The sequence below is a fragment of the uncultured Polaribacter sp. genome, from assembly GCF_947497695.1.
Taxonomy (GTDB): domain Bacteria; phylum Bacteroidota; class Bacteroidia; order Flavobacteriales; family Flavobacteriaceae; genus Polaribacter.
Genome location: NZ_CANMHM010000013.1, coordinates 17994 through 36544 on the forward strand (window position 1 = coordinate 17994; position 18551 = coordinate 36544).

The 18551-nt window shown below is 28.7% G+C and carries 16 protein-coding genes; 8 read left to right on the top strand and 8 right to left on the bottom strand.

What is annotated here, in order from left to right; all coding sequences use genetic code 11:
• Positions 1-11 precede the first annotated feature (11 nt).
• Positions 12-617, top strand: a complete 606-nt coding sequence (locus tag Q0731_RS11300; RefSeq protein WP_299064133.1) for a YigZ family protein — start codon at positions 12-14, stop codon at positions 615-617.
• A 148-nt stretch (positions 618-765) separates the two neighbouring features.
• Here Q0731_RS11300 and Q0731_RS11305 read toward each other — a convergent pair whose 3' ends face one another.
• Positions 766-1164 (bottom strand): thioesterase family protein, encoded by a 399-nt coding sequence (locus Q0731_RS11305; RefSeq protein ID WP_299064135.1) that lies wholly within the window; start codon positions 1162-1164, stop codon positions 766-768.
• Between the two features lie 171 nt (positions 1165-1335).
• Between Q0731_RS11305 and dnaA the strand changes: the two genes are divergently transcribed.
• From dnaA to Q0731_RS11320, 3 genes are all read left to right on the top strand, one after another.
• On the top strand, positions 1336-2763 hold the full coding sequence (dnaA, locus tag Q0731_RS11310; protein WP_299064137.1) for a chromosomal replication initiator protein DnaA: 1428 nt from the start codon (positions 1336-1338) through the stop codon (positions 2761-2763).
• A 141-nt stretch (positions 2764-2904) separates the two neighbouring features.
• Complete coding sequence (locus Q0731_RS11315; RefSeq protein ID WP_299064139.1) at positions 2905-3366, top strand: low molecular weight protein-tyrosine-phosphatase; 462 nt, start codon at positions 2905-2907, stop codon at positions 3364-3366.
• 51 nt (positions 3367-3417) lie between these two features.
• A complete protein-coding gene (locus Q0731_RS11320; protein ID WP_299064141.1) occupies positions 3418-4122 on the top strand; it encodes an SAM-dependent methyltransferase in 705 nt (234 codons plus the stop codon).
• Positions 4123-4228: 106 nt separating this feature from the next.
• Here Q0731_RS11320 and Q0731_RS11325 read toward each other — a convergent pair whose 3' ends face one another.
• The 5 genes from Q0731_RS11325 to dapF all read right to left on the bottom strand — a co-directional run bounded on the left by Q0731_RS11325 (position 4229) and on the right by dapF (position 8336).
• Positions 4229-4750, bottom strand: coding sequence for a peptidoglycan-binding protein LysM (locus tag Q0731_RS11325; protein ID WP_299064210.1), 522 nt, complete (start codon positions 4748-4750; stop codon positions 4229-4231).
• Positions 4751-4885: 135 nt separating this feature from the next.
• The gene (locus Q0731_RS11330; protein ID WP_299064143.1) at positions 4886-5788 is read right to left on the bottom strand and encodes a DUF2279 domain-containing protein; all 903 of its coding nucleotides are present in this window, start codon (positions 5786-5788) and stop codon (positions 4886-4888) included.
• 62 nt (positions 5789-5850) lie between these two features.
• Positions 5851-6879 (bottom strand): endolytic transglycosylase MltG, encoded by a 1029-nt coding sequence (mltG, locus tag Q0731_RS11335; RefSeq protein WP_299064145.1) that lies wholly within the window; start codon positions 6877-6879, stop codon positions 5851-5853.
• A gap of 31 nt (positions 6880-6910) precedes the next feature.
• Positions 6911-7432: a GNAT family N-acetyltransferase gene (locus tag Q0731_RS11340; protein WP_299064147.1), complete on the bottom strand. Its 522-nt coding sequence runs from the start codon at positions 7430-7432 to the stop codon at positions 6911-6913.
• Positions 7433-7565: 133 nt separating this feature from the next.
• The gene (gene dapF, locus Q0731_RS11345) at positions 7566-8336 is read right to left on the bottom strand and encodes a diaminopimelate epimerase (protein WP_299064149.1); all 771 of its coding nucleotides are present in this window, start codon (positions 8334-8336) and stop codon (positions 7566-7568) included.
• A gap of 130 nt (positions 8337-8466) precedes the next feature.
• Between dapF and Q0731_RS11350 the strand changes: the two genes are divergently transcribed.
• Positions 8467-9855 (top strand): trypsin-like peptidase domain-containing protein, encoded by a 1389-nt coding sequence (locus Q0731_RS11350; protein WP_299064150.1) that lies wholly within the window; start codon positions 8467-8469, stop codon positions 9853-9855.
• Between the two features lie 727 nt (positions 9856-10582).
• Here the strand turns inward: Q0731_RS11350 and yidC are convergent.
• Entirely contained in the window at positions 10583-12466 is a 1884-nt protein-coding gene (gene yidC, locus Q0731_RS11355) for a membrane protein insertase YidC (protein WP_299064151.1), read from the bottom strand.
• 218 nt (positions 12467-12684) lie between these two features.
• Positions 12685-14298, bottom strand: a complete 1614-nt coding sequence (locus Q0731_RS11360) for a CTP synthase (RefSeq protein ID WP_299064152.1) — start codon at positions 14296-14298, stop codon at positions 12685-12687.
• 167 nt (positions 14299-14465) lie between these two features.
• Here Q0731_RS11360 and Q0731_RS11365 point away from each other — a divergent pair, with 167 nt between their 5' ends.
• The 3 genes from Q0731_RS11365 to carB all read left to right on the top strand — a co-directional run bounded on the left by Q0731_RS11365 (position 14466) and on the right by carB (position 18476).
• Positions 14466-15200 carry a DUF3883 domain-containing protein gene (locus Q0731_RS11365; RefSeq protein ID WP_299064154.1) on the top strand — a complete coding sequence of 245 codons (735 nt, stop codon included), beginning with the start codon at positions 14466-14468 and terminating at the stop codon, positions 15198-15200.
• A 148-nt stretch (positions 15201-15348) separates the two neighbouring features.
• Positions 15349-15510: a 50S ribosomal protein L34 gene (rpmH, locus tag Q0731_RS11370; RefSeq protein WP_036820926.1), complete on the top strand. Its 162-nt coding sequence runs from the start codon at positions 15349-15351 to the stop codon at positions 15508-15510.
• Positions 15511-15620: 110 nt separating this feature from the next.
• Complete coding sequence (gene carB, locus Q0731_RS11375; protein WP_299064164.1) at positions 15621-18476, top strand: carbamoyl-phosphate synthase large subunit; 2856 nt, start codon at positions 15621-15623, stop codon at positions 18474-18476.
• The last annotated feature ends 75 nt before the right edge of the window (positions 18477-18551 follow it).

Genomic DNA, 18551 nt, shown 5'->3' on the forward strand with positions numbered 1-18551 from the left:
TAGAATTTATAATGACAGATATTTATAAAACCATAGAAAAACCATCAATCGAAACCCTTTTTAAAGAAAAAGGATCTAAGTTTTTTGGCTATGCTTTTCCTGTTTTCTCTGAAGAGGATGTAAAAAAACGTATTGAAGAATTGAAAAAGAAACATCATGCTGCAAGACATTGGTGTTATGCGTATCAACTAGGAATAGAGAAAATTAGATTTAGAGTAAATGATGATGGAGAACCCAATAATTCTGCAGGTTTACCAATTTATGGTCAAATTCAATCTTTTAAAGTTACCAATATTTTAATCGTTTCAGTCCGTTATTTTGGCGGAACAAAATTAGGCGTTGGAGGTTTAATTACTGCTTATAAAACATCGGCACAAATTACTTTACAAGCTGCTAGTATTATTGAAAAAACCATCAACATTTATTTTAAATTGACTTTTGATTATGATGTAATGAATGTTGTACAAAGAATTATTAAAGAAATAAATATTGAAATTACCCATCAGAAATTAGAAATGAATTGTGAGTATTCAATTTCTGTTCGAAAAAAAAATGCTGATTTAATTTTTAATAAATTTAACAAATTGTATAAAGTTGATATTATTGAATTAGAATAAACTCTTTGTTTATTTTTTCATCTAAATTAATTACGAATATTAAAGGTTTTTAACAATAATATATGTTAATAACTTACAAGGTAATTTTTATTTAAAAAAAGATAAAGCGGTGCAATTTTAAAAGTAAAAAAAATAGATAACCTATAAATTAATATTCCAAACCTTTCAATAAATAATCTGGACAACGTGTTGGCTTCATTGTTTTTGAATTCATAAATGCTAAAACAGAACTTCCTGTACAAATTAATTCGTTATTTTGATTTGTAATTTCATAATCAAATTCAATTTTTACCATTGGCTTTTTTTTTAAAAAAGTTTTTATGGTTAAAACATCATCATATAAGGCAGATTGAACAAAATTAAAGTTTATAGATATAACAGGTAGCATTATTCCATTGAATTCCATATCTTTGTAAGTAACCCCTAAAGAGCGTAACCATTCTGTTCGCCCTAATTCAAAAAATTGAGCATAATTACCGTGATAAACAACACCCATTTGGTCTGTTTCAGAATAACGAATTCGTGTTTTTGTTGATGAACTTTTCAAAAGTTATATGAATTTTATATAAAAAGCATTTTACGTAAAAAAAAGTTAATAATCAATAGTAAATCATTTTTTTATACTAAATTTTATTCACACTTTTGTATTACTTATAAAAATAGTAATAAATTGCTTTTTTTATCTTAAATTATTAACAAACTAACTACTACCAAAAAAATGAATTTAACTGCTGATCTAGTTTGGAGTGAATGTTTGTCTTTTATCAAAGACAACATTAAGCCACAAGCTTATAAAACTTGGTTTGAACCAATAAAGCCCGTAAAACTTTCAGGTGAAGCATTAACAATTCAGGTTCCTAGTAAATTTTTTTATGAGTGGTTAGAAGAGCATTATATTAAATTATTACGTGTTGCATTGGTAAAGCAATTAGGCAATGATGCAAAATTGATTTATGATGTTAAAATGGAAAACAATTATAGCAGTAATAGACCGCAAATTGTTAAAATACCAAGTTCTAATAGAGATCCATTAAAAGCACAAAGAGTTACGATTCCTTTAGAATCTACTAAAAGAGAATTAAGAAACCCTTTTGTGATTCCAGGTTTACAAAAAGTTAAGATTGAATCTCAATTAAATCCAAATTATAGTTTTGCAAATTTTATAGAAGGTGATTCTAATAGATTGGCACGTTCTGCTGGTATGGCAGTAGCAAATAAACCAGGAGGTACTTCTTTTAATCCATTATTAATTTATGGAGGCGTTGGTTTAGGTAAAACACATTTAGCACATGCTATTGGCGTTGATATTAAAGATAAATACCCAGATAAGACAGTTTTATATATTTCTTCAGAAAAATTTACTCAACAGTTTATTGATTCTGTAAAGTCAAATACAAGAAATGATTTTATTCATTTTTATCAGATGATTGACGTTTTGGTTATTGATGATGTACAATTTTTGTCTGGTAAAACAGGTACTCAAGATGTATTCTTCCATATATTTAATCATTTACACCAAAATGGTAAACAGGTAATTTTAACTTCAGATAAAGCACCTGTAGATATGCAAGATATTGAACAACGCTTATTATCTCGTTTTAAATGGGGATTATCTGCAGAGTTACAAGCACCAGATTACGAAACTAGAATTTCTATTTTACAAAATAAATTGTATAGAGATGGTGTAGAAATGCATGAAGATATTTTAGAATATATTGCAAAAAACATCAAATCTAATGTAAGAGAGTTAGAGGGAGTTATCATTTCTATGATAGCACAAGCTTCTTTTAATAGAAAAGAGTTTTCTTTAGAATTAGCAAAACAGATTGTAGACAAATTTGTTAAAAACACCAAAAAAGAGGTTTCTATAGATTATATACAGAAAGAAGTTTCTAAGTATTTTGATATGGATGTAGCAACTTTACAATCCAAAACACGTAAACGCCACATTGTACAAGCAAGGCAACTAGCTATGTTTTTTGCAAAAAGATTAACAAAAACATCTTTAGCAAGTATTGGTAATCAAATAGGGCAAAGAGATCATGCTACTGTATTACACGCTTGTAAAACAGTAGACAATCTTACTGAAACAGATAAGCAGTTTAAAAAGTATGTTGAGGATTTAACTAAAAAGTTAACTTTCTAAAAAATATAATTTTTGATAATTTGTTGAATTCTAATTTACTTTTTATAATAATTAGATTATTTGCTTTCTAAATGTTCATTTTTCTTTTAAAATTCTTTTTTTAAGAACAAAATAGGTTTTTATTTTTATCAAAAACATTTTATGCATAAAATTTTAATGGTTTGTTTAGGCAATATTTGTAGATCACCATTAGCAGAAGGAATTTTAAAATCTAAAGTAAATAAAAGTTTAGTTTTTGTTGATTCTGCAGGCACTGCTGCATATCATATAGGAAATCTACCAGATGAACGCTCTATTGATGTTGCAGCAAAATATGGATTGGATATTAAAAATCAAAGAGCAAGAAAATTTGTTGTAAAAGACTTTGATACGTTTGATTTTATTTATGCAATGGATAAAAGTAATTACCAAAACATACTTTCATTAGCAAGAAATAGAGTAGATACTCAAAAAGTAAAAATGATTTTAAACGAAACACAGCCTACTAAAAATTTGAGTGTTCCAGATCCATATTATGGAGGAAATCAAGGTTTTGAGGAAGTTTATAAAATGTTAGATCAAGCTTGTAATGTAATTGCAGATAATCTACCTAAATCAAAATAATTTAGTTTTTTCTCTATATAATCTTTAAATTTAGCTTTAAAAACACATATAATGATTGGTAAACTCTATTTAATACCTACTACTTTAGGGGAAACAGAACCTTTAGAAGTGATGCCTTTATCAGTAAAAAAAGTTGTGGAAGAGATTGATTATTATATTGTTGAGAATGAAAAATCTGCAAGAAGATTTATCAAAAAAATTTCGCCAAAAAAATCACAACCTTCATTACAATTGATGTTGTTAGATAAATATGCAGAAGAAATAGAAACCACTAAGTATTTAGACGTTTGTAAAGAAGGTATTAATGTTGGTTTATTGTCTGAAGCAGGTGTGCCAGCAATTGCAGATCCAGGGGCAAGTATTGTAAAGTTAGCACATGAAAATAATATTAGAGTAGTCCCTTTAGTGGGGCCAAGTTCTATTTTGATGGCAATGATGAGTTCTGGTATGAATGGACAAAACTTTGCTTTTAATGGTTATTTACCAATTGATAAATCCGATAGAAAAAAAGCAATTAAAGACTTAGAAAAACTGTCTAAAGATAAAGGTCAATCTCAAATTTTTATTGAAACACCTTACAGAAATGAAAAGATGTTTACAGATTTAAAAGCGGCTTTAACCCCAACAACTAACTTGTGTATTGCAGCAGATATTACTTTACCATCAGAGTATATAAAAACACTTTCTGTGAAAGATTGGAAACACCATCAACCAGATTTACATAAAAAACCAGCTATTTTTATTATTCAAAAGTAGATGCATTTATAACTTATTAAGAGAAAATAAATAAGGCTTCATTTATCTTTTTAAAAGAATTAATGAAGCCTTTTTGTTATAAAATGTGTTTTTTAGTTGCTACTATTTAAACAGTAGCATTTCTATTTGCTTTAATATTTGAAACATTATAACCACTAAATTTTTTTAAATAAGATTGAATACTAGAACCATAAGCATCAGAAAATACCTCATGACCATTACTTCTTAAGAATTTTTTTACATTACCTGCACCACTTAAATGAGCAGCTGCCAAAATACCAGATTCAGTAATTTTTATTCCATTAATGGTTTTGCCAACAAATCGTCTAATATCTTTTCTTAAAATCCATTTATTAACCTTACATAAAGCTAAAAAAGCTTTTTCTTGTAGTTCTGGGTTTTGTAAGAATGCCTGTGTATTGTATATTTTAAATCTTTCTAAGGTTGTTCTTCCAAATTGGTATTTACCTAAATAACCCAAACTATTTACAACTGTATATTTTCCTTGAGATTCTTTAAAGGCCAAAGCTTCTTTAAAACCTACAAAGTCTTTTTGTAAATAGGGAATATTATATGTAGTTAATTTTTTTAAAGTAGTCTTGTTGTGAGCACCTATTTTTTTATCAATTGTAGTAGCGTTGATAAATCCTAAAAATACGATACTTAATACTAAAAACTTTTTGATAAATTAAATCTTTCTGTTTTGCGGTGCAAATGTATATCCTAATATTAAATATACTGACCCTCAATATGTTAAATTTTATTAAAAATACAGATAATGAAATTTAACCAAGCCTTTTGTGTTAATTTCTATTGTTGGAGCAGGTATTTTTATGAAGTTGATAACAGAAAAGAAAGATTTTAAGAATTCCGAATTTGTCTTAATTTTGGTCAAATCTAAGTCTAAACTCAGGTAGAATTGTCTGTAAGGATTGTGTAGTGTTGAGTTTGCTGTGTTTGAGTTTCCAAAAAGCATGCTATCTGCTCCATAACCCAAAGAAAGATTTAACCATTTTGGGATTGAGCTTTTCTTATTAAAAGACCAGATATTGGCAGAAAGCCAATACGTTTGACCGTTATAATCTTTTAAAGCTTGTTGCAAATAGTTTTCTCCAAAAGTATTTGGTCGTTGTTTTGCAAAGTTTGTTTGATGAAAAGAGTATTTTACTGTAATACGTTGTTCATCCCAAAGTAATTCTTGGCCAATTAATAAACCTGTTCCTGCTGCATTTGCAATAATATCTCCTGGAGATGCCCCCCATTCTTTAGAGAAACCATCTAAAACTTCAATGGCAGTTAAAAAGGCAAAGCCACTAGTTGCTCCATAAATCAATTGATTTTTTTTAGACACACCAGCCCAATCTAAAACTTCCATTCCTACTTTACCAAGGTAGTAAGAGGTCATAAAATGACCAACTTTATCCATTTGTTGCCAATCATTATTATCATTTTTAAAATGAAAGTTAGATTGTGGGTAGTCTTTATACCAAAGTTCATTTAATGCTATTAATGCACTACCTGTTATAACGCTTTCAGAAATTATAACTGCGTTTCTTCTTTTTTGATTTAATGTATCGGACTTTTTAAAAAAGGATGAATTTTGAGCATGAGAAAAGGTCGTTAGTAAAAAAAAAGGAACTAAAAATGCTAATTTGTATACTTTCAATACCAATAGTTTTTTTTAAACCGTTAAAACTAAAAACTTTTACTGTTAATGATTACAATAACTTACCTATTTACCCTTTGTTTATTCATCCAACTATGGTATTTAGCTGCATTTCTATTATGTTGGGCAAGTGATTTTGCAAAATCATGATAACCAATTCTATCTACACTTGCACACATATAATAATAGTTGTGTTTCTGTGCATTTAAAACCCCATCAATAGCAGAAATATCTGGCATTGCAATTAAAGTAGGAGGTAAGCCTTTGTTTTTATAGGTATTGTAAGGAGAGTTGAGTTCTAAATCTGCCGTTAAAACTCTTTTAACCACATAATCTTGTCCTTTAACAGCTTTTACACAATATATAATTGTAGGATCTGCTTGAAGAGGCCAACCATTATTTAATCGATTTAAATATAAACCTGCTACAATTGGTCTTTCTTCTTTTTTTGCAGTTTCTTTTTGTACAATAGAAGCTAAGGTAATTACTTCACTTTTAGATAAGTTCAGTTTTTTTGCTTTTTCAATTCTGCTTTTATTCCAAAAACGATTATAATATATTAATATTTTTGTTCTTAATTTTTCTGGAGAAACCGTCCAATAAAATTCATAACTGTTAGGAATAAAAATTTGTAACACCGATTTTTCTGTCAAGTTATTTTCTGATAAAAATTCTTTTTCTTTAAAAGTATTTAGAAGAGAAATGGAGTCAGCTTCTATTTGTTCGGCAATTCTACCCGCTAGTTTTTCTAAAGTATCTTGGTTGTTAAACGATACTTTTAAAGGAGTTTGTCTGCCAACTCGTAACATATTTACCAGTTCGTTGTTAGACATTCCTTTTGTTAAAAGATATCTACCAGCTTTTGGTTTTGAAAAATTTTTCTTGGCAGCAACCAAAAGAAAGGTTTCTGGACTTTTAGAAAAATTTGCAATCTTATTTTTAATGTCTATTAAACTATCTGTAGTTCTTACAAAAAGTATGGTTTCTTTTGTTATTGATGTACCAAATATTTTTTGGTAGTAATTGTATCCTATTAATCCACAAACAAAAATGATAGTTATTATAACAGCGTAGGTAAATTTTTTAGTCAATGTATATTTAATTTTTTCATGAAAAACAAAATTAGTCTTTTATCAACTGATATAAAACTTCATCTTTAAATTTTCCTTCGGATAAAATCCAGTCTTTTTTAACACCCACTTTTTTGAAGTTATGTTTGGTAAAAAGAGATATACTCTTTGCATTATCTAAAGTAATATTTGCAAATAATTGATGTAGATTTAGATGTGTAAAACAATAATTAATTAAAATTGACAATGCTTTAGAAGCAAACCCTTTTTCTTGAAACTTAGGATGAATTAAAATGCCAACTCCAGCTCTTTTATGTTGTGGATTAAAATCAAACAAATCAATCATGCCTATTTGTTTTTTTGTTGATTTTTCTTCAATTAATAAACGCAACTGTTTTGCTTCATAAATATCTAAATGAGCATTTTCTAAATATTGTTTTAAAATGTATTTAGAAAATGGCGTTTGGGTATGACTAATCTCCCAAAAAGATTCATTGTTTTCTATAGTGTATAGAAAATCTAAATCTTCTGGCTCTAAGGCTCTTAGGTCTATTTTTTCGCCATTTAAAGTCATATTTACAATTATTTTTTAAAACATCGAGTTTGTCATTCTTGTATGAACTAGAATCTATAATAAGCAGATTATAAATCTAAAACTCTTACACTTTGAAACTCTGAGTTTTTCTCTTTTAATCTCTTTGAAATAACTAAACAGTAAAAATACCCTTAAAAACAAAAGTAGCAGGTCCTTTTAAAAATACATTTGTATAAGCTCCGTTTTTCTCTGTAAAAGAAACCTCTAAATTACCACCTTCTACAGGTAAGTAAATTAAATTATCAGATGTTTTATTCGTTTTATGCATTGCAATAGCAACAGCAGTTACACCAGTACCACAAGCTAAAGTTTCATTTTCCACCCCTTTTTCGTAGGTTCTTACTCTAAAAGTTGAGTTGTTTATTTGTTGCACAAAATTTACATTACTTCCAGGGTTTGAGTAAGAGTATCTTATTTCTTTTCCTTTTTCAAAAACAGGAAAAGTATCTAAATCATCAACCAATTCTACGTGATGTTGAGTACCAGTATATGCAAAAACAGCGTTTTCTTTAACCTCTATTTCATCAACATCAATCATTTTTAAAGAAACAATTCCGTCTTTTATTTCTGCTAAATGTTGTCCATCAACAGCAATAAAATTTGTTTTAGAAGCAATCATATTTAATTGTTTTGCAAAAGCGACAGCACATCTGCCTCCATTTCCGCAGAAAGTTTGGCTTCCATCAGCATTAAAATAAATCATTTTAAAGTCAAATGTATCATCATTTTCAATTAAAATAACCCCATCTGCTCCAACACCAAAATGTCTGTCACAAAGTTTTGATATAATTGCAATGTTTTCTTTAGGAAATTTTTTTGCTCTATTATCTATCATCACAAAATCGTTCCCAGTTCCTTGGTACTTGTAAAATTCTATATTCATCTTAACAAAGGTAAGTATTTATTAGATAAAAAAGGAGTGTTAAAAAGTGGTTAAAGTGAGTTAAAAACAAGTTAAACATATTTTTTTTATTTGTTATAATTGTACTTTTGAGAGGTAAAAAATTAAAATTATGAAGAAATTTTTTGGTTTATTAGGAATGGCAATTTTAGGAGGAGCAATTACTTTAGGTGGTTATAAAATGCTTTTTAATGAAGAGGTGGTTATAGAAAGAACAGTTTCTGAGCCCTTAAAAACAGTTACAGCAAATTTTAATCCAGTATTAAGCAAAGCAACTTCAATCGCAAATTCAGTAGATTTATCTATTGCTGCAGAAAATACAATTCATGCTGTTGTGCATGTAAAAAACACCTCTGTTAGAACACAAGTTAATCCTCTAGATATTTTCTTTGGAAACGGTTCAGGTAAAAGGCAGTTTGAACAAATAGGTACTGGAAGTGGTGTTATAATTTCTCAAGATGGTTATATTGTTACAAATAACCATGTTATAGAGAGTGCTTCAGAGATTGAAATTACCCTAAATAATAGGCAAAAGTTTAAGGCAGAATTAATAGGCACAGACAAAGAAAATGATATTGCTTTATTAAAAATTGATACAGATGCAGAGTTACCATATATTCCATTTGCAGATTCAGATACCGTTAAAATTGGCGAGTGGGTTTTAGCTGTTGGGAATCCTTATGATTTAACATCTACAGTTACAGCTGGTATTGTAAGTGCAAAAGGAAGAGATTTAGAAGGAAACTCTGCAATTGATTCTTTTATTCAAACAGATGCAGCAGTAAACCCAGGTAATAGTGGTGGAGCATTGGTAAATACACGTGGAGAATTGGTTGGAATAAACACAGCAATTTCTTCTAAAACAGGATCTTTTATTGGATATTCTTTTGCAGTACCATCTAACATAGCTAAGAAAATTATTGATGATTTATTAGAATTTGGAGCAGTACAAGAAGCCATCTTAGGAATTACTATCGATAGAAATGATATGAATATTGAGGGTGTTAAAATTGCAGATGTAAGTGATGATAGTGAAGCAGAAAAAGCAGGTTTAAAATCTGGCGATGTTATTAAGAAAGTTAATAGTGTTAACATTTCTAAGTTTTCTGAATTAAGAGGGCAATTAACAGCAAAAAGACCTGGTGATTTTGTTGATGTTACAATTGATAGAGATGGAGATTTTTTAGTAAAAAGTGTAAAACTAAGTAAAAAAGATTTTTTTGTTTCTAAAACTTTATCTGTTGTTTTAAAAGATTTATCTAAGGACGAATTAAAAAAACATAAAATAGAAGGAGGTGCCAAGATTATTGGAATTGGGAATAAAAATTTAAATTATTACGGAGTTAAAGAAGGTTTTATTATTACTAAAATTAACAAGCAGTCAGTTACAGATGCTGGTCAAACTGCCAAAATAATTGATGCTTCTTATGGAAAAGGAAATCCTATTTTTATTGAAGTAATTAATTTAGATGGAGAAAAAGAACGTTATGCTTTCAAGTAAAAGCGTAAAAATTTTTATAGAAAAACCCGAATTATTTATTTAATTCGGGTTTTAACTTTTTGGTAAGATATTTTTAAAACGTTTAAAAATTGCTTGTTATAAAATATTAAACAGTTTATATTGTTATTTGTAGTTTGGTTTTTCTACTTAATTATTCTTTATACTTTTTTTAATTGTATTCAAATATTTTTCAGATAATTTTATGGTGTTTAAATAAAAATTAAGAAATGTAAGTAATGCTATTGTTATAGATGAAAAAACTAAAAATAATATATTATTGAAAAATAAAAAAACAAGTAATGATGAAAGTAGACCAATTATTAAACAGTACAAGATATATTTACCAACATAACTGTAAATTTTAATTATTACTCTATTTATTGTTGTTACATTTATTTTTGAAGGAACTGGTATATTTATTTTACTTCCTTTTAAGTTTATAGGAACATTTAGTGTGATGCTACCTGAAAAACTGAGATTTTTCGTGGATTTAGAACTTTTTTGATTCTAATTTTTGATAAAATCTTCTCTTTTGATATTTTCAATTATTATTTCTGCTGTTTTTATTTTCAAACTATATTTTGTTTAATATTTATTATTTTTAAATTACGTATTATTTAGTTTTCTATCTTAAAAAAATCAATAGTTAAACATAGGTTTTCAAAAAAAAAAAAAAATCCAAAACAATTAAGTTTTGGATTTTATAATTCGTAACAAGGCATTGCCTTTATTTTTTCTTTTTCTGTTGTGCAGCTTGTTGTTCTTGTGCTTGTTTCATCGCAGAATCAATTTTTTGGCGGAATTTGCTCTTCGCTTTTTCTGGCTTCTTTTTGTTTTCTTCTATTTGAGCATGAATTTTATCTTCATCAATTACAAAATTCTTAATTACTAGCATAATAGCAATGGTTAATAAGTTAGATACAAAATAGTACAAACTTAAACTAGATGCATAATTGTTAAAGAAAAACAACATCATAATAGGAGAGAAGTAGATCATATACTTCATCATCTTACCCATATCTGGCATTCCTTCTTGTGTAGGAGCTTGCATATTTGCTTGCTGACTCTGATTCATTTTCATATAAAAGAAAATGGCAACAGAAGCTAATATTGGAAATAAACTTACATGATCACCATAAAAAGGAATATTAAATGGCAATTTGTAAATCATATCATAAGATGATAAATCATTAGCCCATAAAAAGTTTTCTTGTCTTAATGATAAGTTGGTTGGAAAAAATTTAAATAAGGCAAAGAAAACGGGCATTTGTAGTAATGCAGGTATACAACCAGATAGCATACTTACACCAGCTTTTCGCTGAATTGCCATGGTTTCTTGCTGACGTTTCATTGCGTTTTCTTTTCCTGGATATTTCTCATTTAAGGCAGTTAATTCTGGTCTAATTACCTTCATTTTTGCACTTGATAAATAAGATTTGTAAACTAAAGGAGACATAATAATTCTAACAACAATGGTCATCAGAATAATAATTAATCCATAATTAGATAAAAATCCTTTTAAGAAATTAAAAACAGGGTAAAATATGGTTCTGTTTAAGAAACCAAAAATTCCCCAACCTAAATCTGCTGTTTCATCTAAATCAGTTCCTTTAAAAGTTTTTAATAAATTATAATCACTTGGGCCGTAAAACCATTTCATGTTATAATTTAATTCTCCATTAGATAAAGCTAAAGGAGTTTTTAATTCATATCGTTTTGTAAAAATAGTATCAATTTCTTCATTTTTAACCAAATCTGTAGAAGTTACAGTTGCGTTATTAAAAGCAGTATCAGATAATAAACTAGAGGTAAAGAAATGTTGTTTGTAAGAAACCCAATCTACATCATTTAATATTTCTGAATTACCAGCGTTTAAATAATCAACATCGTTTTCAGTTTTATAATAAAGGTGAGAATACATGGTATTCTCTGTTTTCATACTCTTTTCATTTCTATAACCATCTAAAGACCAATCTAAATTAATTGGGTTAGAAGTATTGATAATATTACTTAATCCTTGAGAACGTACAGCAAAATCTACCATATATTCATTTGGTTTCATTTCGTAACGATATTCTAAAAATTGCGTTTCAGAAACTTTCAATTTCATAGAAACAATGGTATTGTCTCCGTTTTTAGAAATTGTTGGGCTAAAAAATAAGTCTTTGGTATTTAAAATTCTGTTATCTGTAGTACCAAAATTGATGTTAAAAGAAGCGTTTCTATTTTTTATCAGATAAAGAGGTAAAGAATCGTAGGTTTTATAATTCTTAACTTCTGCTTCAATAATTTGTCCACCTTTATTATTAATGGTCAATTTTACCAATTTGTTTTCTAAAACTGATGTTCCATCAGTTCCTTGAATCGCACTTTGTGCAAAAGCCCCTAACTTATTAGTAAAAGCGACTTGTTTTAAGGAGTCGTTTTCAAAAACAGGTGTATTTTCTGTAACAATGTTTGTGTTGTTTTTTGTACTCTCTACAACTTGTTCAGTACTTGTTTCAGGTTCAATTGTTTCATCAGATTTGTTACTGTTTATCCAGAATAATAAAATACCTCCTAATAAAAGCATTCCAATAAAAGAATTGAGATCGAATTTTTTTTGTTCCATGTGTTATTTTAAAGTGTCATATTGTCAATTTTAAACTCCTTTTTTGAAGTAAAAACCTACAAATGTAGTTGAAAAGCAGCTTTATATTGTTTTTACTGCTTTATAATTTATTCATTTATATAATTACAAATAGCATTCCTAATTTAAAATTGTCAATTAAGACAAAATCGAAAAATTACTTATAGTTTTTCAAAAACTTTAGGACTTACATTTATACTTTATTTTTTAGATTGCTTTAAAGCAGCTTTAATAAAATCTACAAAAAGTGGATGTGGTTTTAAAACAGTACTCTTATATTCTGGATGATATTGAACACCAACAAACCAAGGATGAGAAGTTACTTCTACAACTTCTACTAAGCCTGTTTTAGGGTTTATACCTGTTGCTTTCATACCTGCAGCTTCAACTTGTTCTAGATAAGCATTGTTAAATTCATAACGATGCCTATGTCGTTCTGTAATTAATTCAGATTTATAAGCATCAAATACTTTAGAGTTCTTTTTCAATTCACAATCCCAAGCTCCTAAACGCATTGTTCCTCCTTTATCTGTTACATCTTTCTGACTTTCCATCAGATTAATAACAGGTTCTTTAGTGCTTTTATTCATTTCTGTAGAGCTTGCACTTTCTATATGTAGTACATTTCTAGCAAACTCAATTACTGCCATTTGCATACCCAAACAAATTCCGAAGAAAGGAATTTTATTTTCTCTGGCATATTTTACGGCTCTAATTTTTCCTTCAATACCTCTGTCTCCAAAACCAGGTGCAACTAAAATACCATTAACACCTTGTAATTTTTTCTCAGCATTTTTTGGTGTTAAACTTTCTGAATGTACCCAACGTAATTTTACTTTGGTTTCATGTGTAGAACCAGCATGAATAAAAGCTTCTGTAATAGATTTGTAAGAATCTTGCAATTCTATATATTTACCAATTAAGGCAATTTCTACTTCGTGTTTAGGGTTTTTATGTTTTTGTAAAAAGTTGTTCCAAACTTTTAATTCAGGTTCTCCTTTAGACGATAATTTTAATTTGTTTAAAACAACAGTGTCTAAACCTTGTTCTAGCATTAAATTAGGAACATCATAAATAGTTTCTGCATCTATGGATTGTATAACATCTTCTTTTTTAACATTACAAAAAAGTGCTAGTTTACGTTTAATATCGTCAGAAATTTCATGTTCTGTTCTGCATACTAATATATCAGGACTCACACCACTTTGCATTAACATTTTTACAGAGTGTTGTGTTGGTTTTGTTTTTAATTCACCTGCAGCAGCTAAATAAGGCACTAAAGTTAAGTGAATTACAATGGCATTTTCCTCGCCTTTTTCCCAAAGCATTTGTCTTACAGATTCTACATAAGGTAAAGACTCTATATCACCAACAGTACCTCCAATTTCTGTAATTACAATATCATAATCACCAGTTTCACCAAGAATTTGAATTCTTCGTTTAATCTCATCAGTAATATGAGGAATAACTTGAACTGTCTTTCCTAAAAATTCTCCTTTTCGCTCTTTGTTTATTACAGACTGATATATTCTACCTGTTGTAACATTATTTGCTTGAGAAGTTGGTATGTTTAAATAACGCTCATAATGCCCTAAATCTAGATCGGTTTCTGCTCCATCATCAGTAACATAACACTCCCCATGTTCATAAGGGTTTAAAGTTCCTGGATCTATATTAATGTATGGGTCTAGTTTTTGGATGGTTACAGAAAAGCCTCTTTCTTGCAATAATTTAGCTAAAGATGCTGCAATAATTCCTTTTCCAAGTGATGATGTTACGCCTCCTGTGACAAAAACGTATTTAGTATTACTCATGGTATTCTTAGGTTTGTGCAAAAGTACTAACTCTATATTTTATGTCAAATAAAAACAGATAAAACATTTGAGTTTTTTTTTAACGCTTAAAACTATTTTTTTTATAAACTTATTTATATAAAAAACTATATTTGTGAATCATTAATTTTAAATTTTAAAACAAACAAATGAACCAAAGAAATAAAGCTATTTTACTGGGTTTGTATTTGTCAAAATTTAATGATGAAGCTCTAAAAGAATTTGGTTTTAAAAGTTTTCAAGAAGCTTTTAATGTTTTAGGGCTTTCTATTGGAAGCAAACCTGCATCAATTAAAAACTATAGAGATGAATTTGATCCATATTTCCCGAATAATAGAAAAGGTTGGCACAAAAGAGAATTTAGAGATTACTGTAAGGCAATTTATAATGAGTTTAGTTCTTTAGATTTTTATGATTTTTCTGAATTAGTAAAATCTTTTCTTTTTAAAAATTATGAAATTGAACGTTTTATTAAAAATGAATTAAAAGAAGATTTTTCAGAAAAACTAGCAAAAAGGTTAATGACAGGAATAGCAGCAGAAGAATATTTTAAATTTAATTATTCGAAAATAAACTATTTTAATTCTTACTCATTAAAAGATACCACAAATATGGCTTGTGGTTTTGATTACAAACTTTTTAATAAAGACAGTTATTATTGTATTGAAGTAAAAGGGATCAATGAAAAAAAAGGTAATATTCTACTAACAGAAAAAGAATACCATACAGCAAACAAATTAAAAGCTAAATATTGTTTGTTTGTGGTTAAAAATTTTAAAGAAAAGCCATTTCACGAAATGATCTTTGATCCTTTAAATGCTAAAATTAATTTTAAAGAGTTCAAAAGAGAAGTTATTCAGTTATCTTACAATGCATATTTATAAGAGTTTTTTTACAAAAAAAAATATTTTCATTTTTTTTTAAAATAGTATTTGTCATAAATAAAAACAGTTGTATATTTGCACACGCTTTTAACGAGGTAAATCGTTATGCGAAAAAAATAATAACAGAAGACATTTAAAAATACAGATAATGCCAAAAAGAACTTACCAACCGTCAAAAAGAAAGAGAAGAAACAAACATGGTTTCATGGAGAGAATGGCTTCTGCTAATGGTAGAAAAGTATTAGCTCGTAGAAGAGCTAAAGGAAGAAAGAAAATTTCTGTTTCAACTGAAACTAGACATAAAAAATAAAAATGATTAACAATTGTTAATATATTAGGTGTTACTTTTTTTAAGTAACACCTTTTTTTATATCCAACCACTAACTATTTTTGTAAAACATAATAATACAACAACTTACAATGCCAAAAAGAAAAGACCTCAAATCAATTTTAATTATCGGATCTGGACCAATTGTTATTGGACAAGCATGTGAATTTGACTATTCTGGTTCACAATCATTACGTTCATTAAGAGAAGATGGGATAGAAACAATTCTAATTAACTCTAACCCAGCAACAATAATGACAGATCCTTCTATGGCAGATCATATTTATTTGTTGCCATTAACCACTAAGTCTATCATTCAAATTTTAAAAGAGCATCCTCAAATTGATGCTGTTTTGCCAACAATGGGTGGGCAAACTGCATTAAACCTTTGTATTGAGGCAGATGATAAAGGTATTTGGAAAGATTTTGATGTAAAGCTAATTGGTGTAGATATAGATGCTATTAATGTAACAGAAGATAGAGAGCAGTTTAGAGAGTTAATGTTAAAAATTGATGTGCCAATGGCGCCTCAAGCAACAGCAACTTCATTCTTAAAAGGTAAAGAAATTGCTCAAGAATTTGGTTTTCCCCTAGTAATTCGTTCTTCTTACACTTTAGGTGGAGCAGGAGCATCTATTGTTTATGAATCAAAAGATTTTGACGAATTATTAAGTAGAGGCTTAGAAGCATCACCAATACATGAGGTGATGATTGATAAAGCTATGATGGGATGGAAAGAATATGAACTAGAATTATTACGTGATAAAAACGATAATGTTGTAATTATTTGTTCTATTGAAAATATGGATCCTATGGGAATTCATACTGGAGATTCTATTACAGTTGCCCCAGCAATGACACTTTCTGATACAACTTTTCAGAAAATGCGTGATATGGCAATTCACATGATGCGTTCTATTGGAGATTTTGAAGGTGGATGTAACGTACAATTTGCAGTTTCACCAGACGAAAAAGAAGAAATTATTGCCATTGAAATCAATCCACGTGTTTCTCGTTCATCCGCTTTAGCGAGTAAAGCAACTGGATATCCTATTGCAAAAGTAGCTACAAAATTAGCTATTGGGTATACTTTAGATGAATTAGAAAACGGAATTACAAAATCTACATCTGCTTTATTTGAGCCAACATTAGATTATGTTATTGTAAAAATACCACGTTGGAATTTTGATAAATTTGAAGGATCTGATAGAACTTTAGGCCTACAAATGAAAGCTGTTGGAGAGGTAATGGGAATTGGGCGTTGTTTTCAAGAAGCATTGCATAAAGCAACACAATCTTTAGAAATTAAAAGAAATGGTTTAGGTGCTGATGGAAAAGGATATACAGATTACGATCAAATTATAGAAAAATTAACCAATGCAAGTTGGGATCGTGTCTTTGCAATTTATGATGCTATTGCAATGGGAATTCCTTTGAGTAAAATTTATGATATCACAAAAATTGATATGTGGTATTTAAAGCAATATGAAGAGTTGTTTCAATTGCAAAAAGAAATTTCTACCTATACAATTGATACTTTAGGAAGAGATTTATTACTAGAAGCTAAGCAAAAAGGATATGGAGACAGACAAATAGCACACATGTTGGGTTGTTTAGAAAGTCAAGTATATGCTAAAAGAGAGGAATTTAAGGTACAACGTGTTTTTAAATTAGTAGATACTTGTGCCGCAGAATTTAAAGCAAAAACTCCTTATTATTATTCTACTTTCGAAAATGAAATTGAAACTCCAGAAGGTGAAATTACCATTGCAAACGAAAGTATTGTAACTGATAAAAAGAAAATAATTGTTTTAGGTTCTGGACCAAACAGAATCGGACAAGGAATTGAATTTGATTATTGTTGTGTGCATGGTGTTTTAGCAGCTGCAGAATGTGGTTATGAAACGATTATGATTAACTGTAACCCAGAAACAGTTTCTACAGATTTTGATACAGCTGATAAATTATACTTTGAGCCTGTTTTTTGGGAACATATTTATGACATTATTCGTCATGAAAAACCAGAAGGTGTTATTGTACAATTAGGTGGACAAACTGCTTTAAAGTTAGCAGAAAAGTTAACAAAATACGGAATTAAGATTATTGGTACTTCTTTTGAAGCCTTAGATTTAGCAGAAGATAGAGGTCTTTTCTCTGAGTTGTTAAAGAAAAATAACATTCCTTATCCAGAATTTGGTATCGCAGAAACTGCGGATGAAGCTTTGGCTTTGGCAGATCAATTAAATTTTCCAATCTTAGTAAGACCTTCTTATGTTTTAGGGGGACAAGGGATGAAAATTGTTATCAATAAGGAAGAATTGGTAAAACATGTAGTTGATTTATTAGGTAGAATGCCTGGTAATAAATTATTGTTAGATCATTATTTAGATGGAGCCATAGAAGCAGAAGCAGATGCAATTTGTGATGCTGATGGAAATGTCTACATTATAGGTATTATGGAACATATTGAGCCTTGTGGAATTCATTCTGGAGATTCTAATGCAACATTACCAGCCTTTAATTTAGGTGAATTTGTTTTACAACAAATTAAAGATCATACACATACTATTGCTAGAGAATTAAAAACGGTTGGTTTAATCAATGTTCAGTTTGCTGTAAAAGATGATATTGTGTATATCATTGAGGCTAACCCAAGAGCTTCTAGAACAGTACCTTTTATTGCAAAAGCATACCAAGAGCCGTATGTAAATTACGCTACAAAAGTAATGTTAGGTCATAATAAAGTAACCGATTTTGATTTTAACCCAAAATTAAATGGTTTTGCCATTAAGCAACCTGTTTTTTCTTTTAACAAGTTTCCTAATGTTGATAAAAAACTAGGACCAGAAATGAAATCTACAGGAGAAAGTATCTTGTTTATTGATAGTTTAAAAGATGATGAGTTTTACGATTTATATTCTAGACGTAAAATGTACTTGAATAAGTAAAATTAAAGTTTTATATATTAAAAAAGCATCCAATTCTTATTTTGAAATGGATGCTTTTTTTGTTTATGTACACAA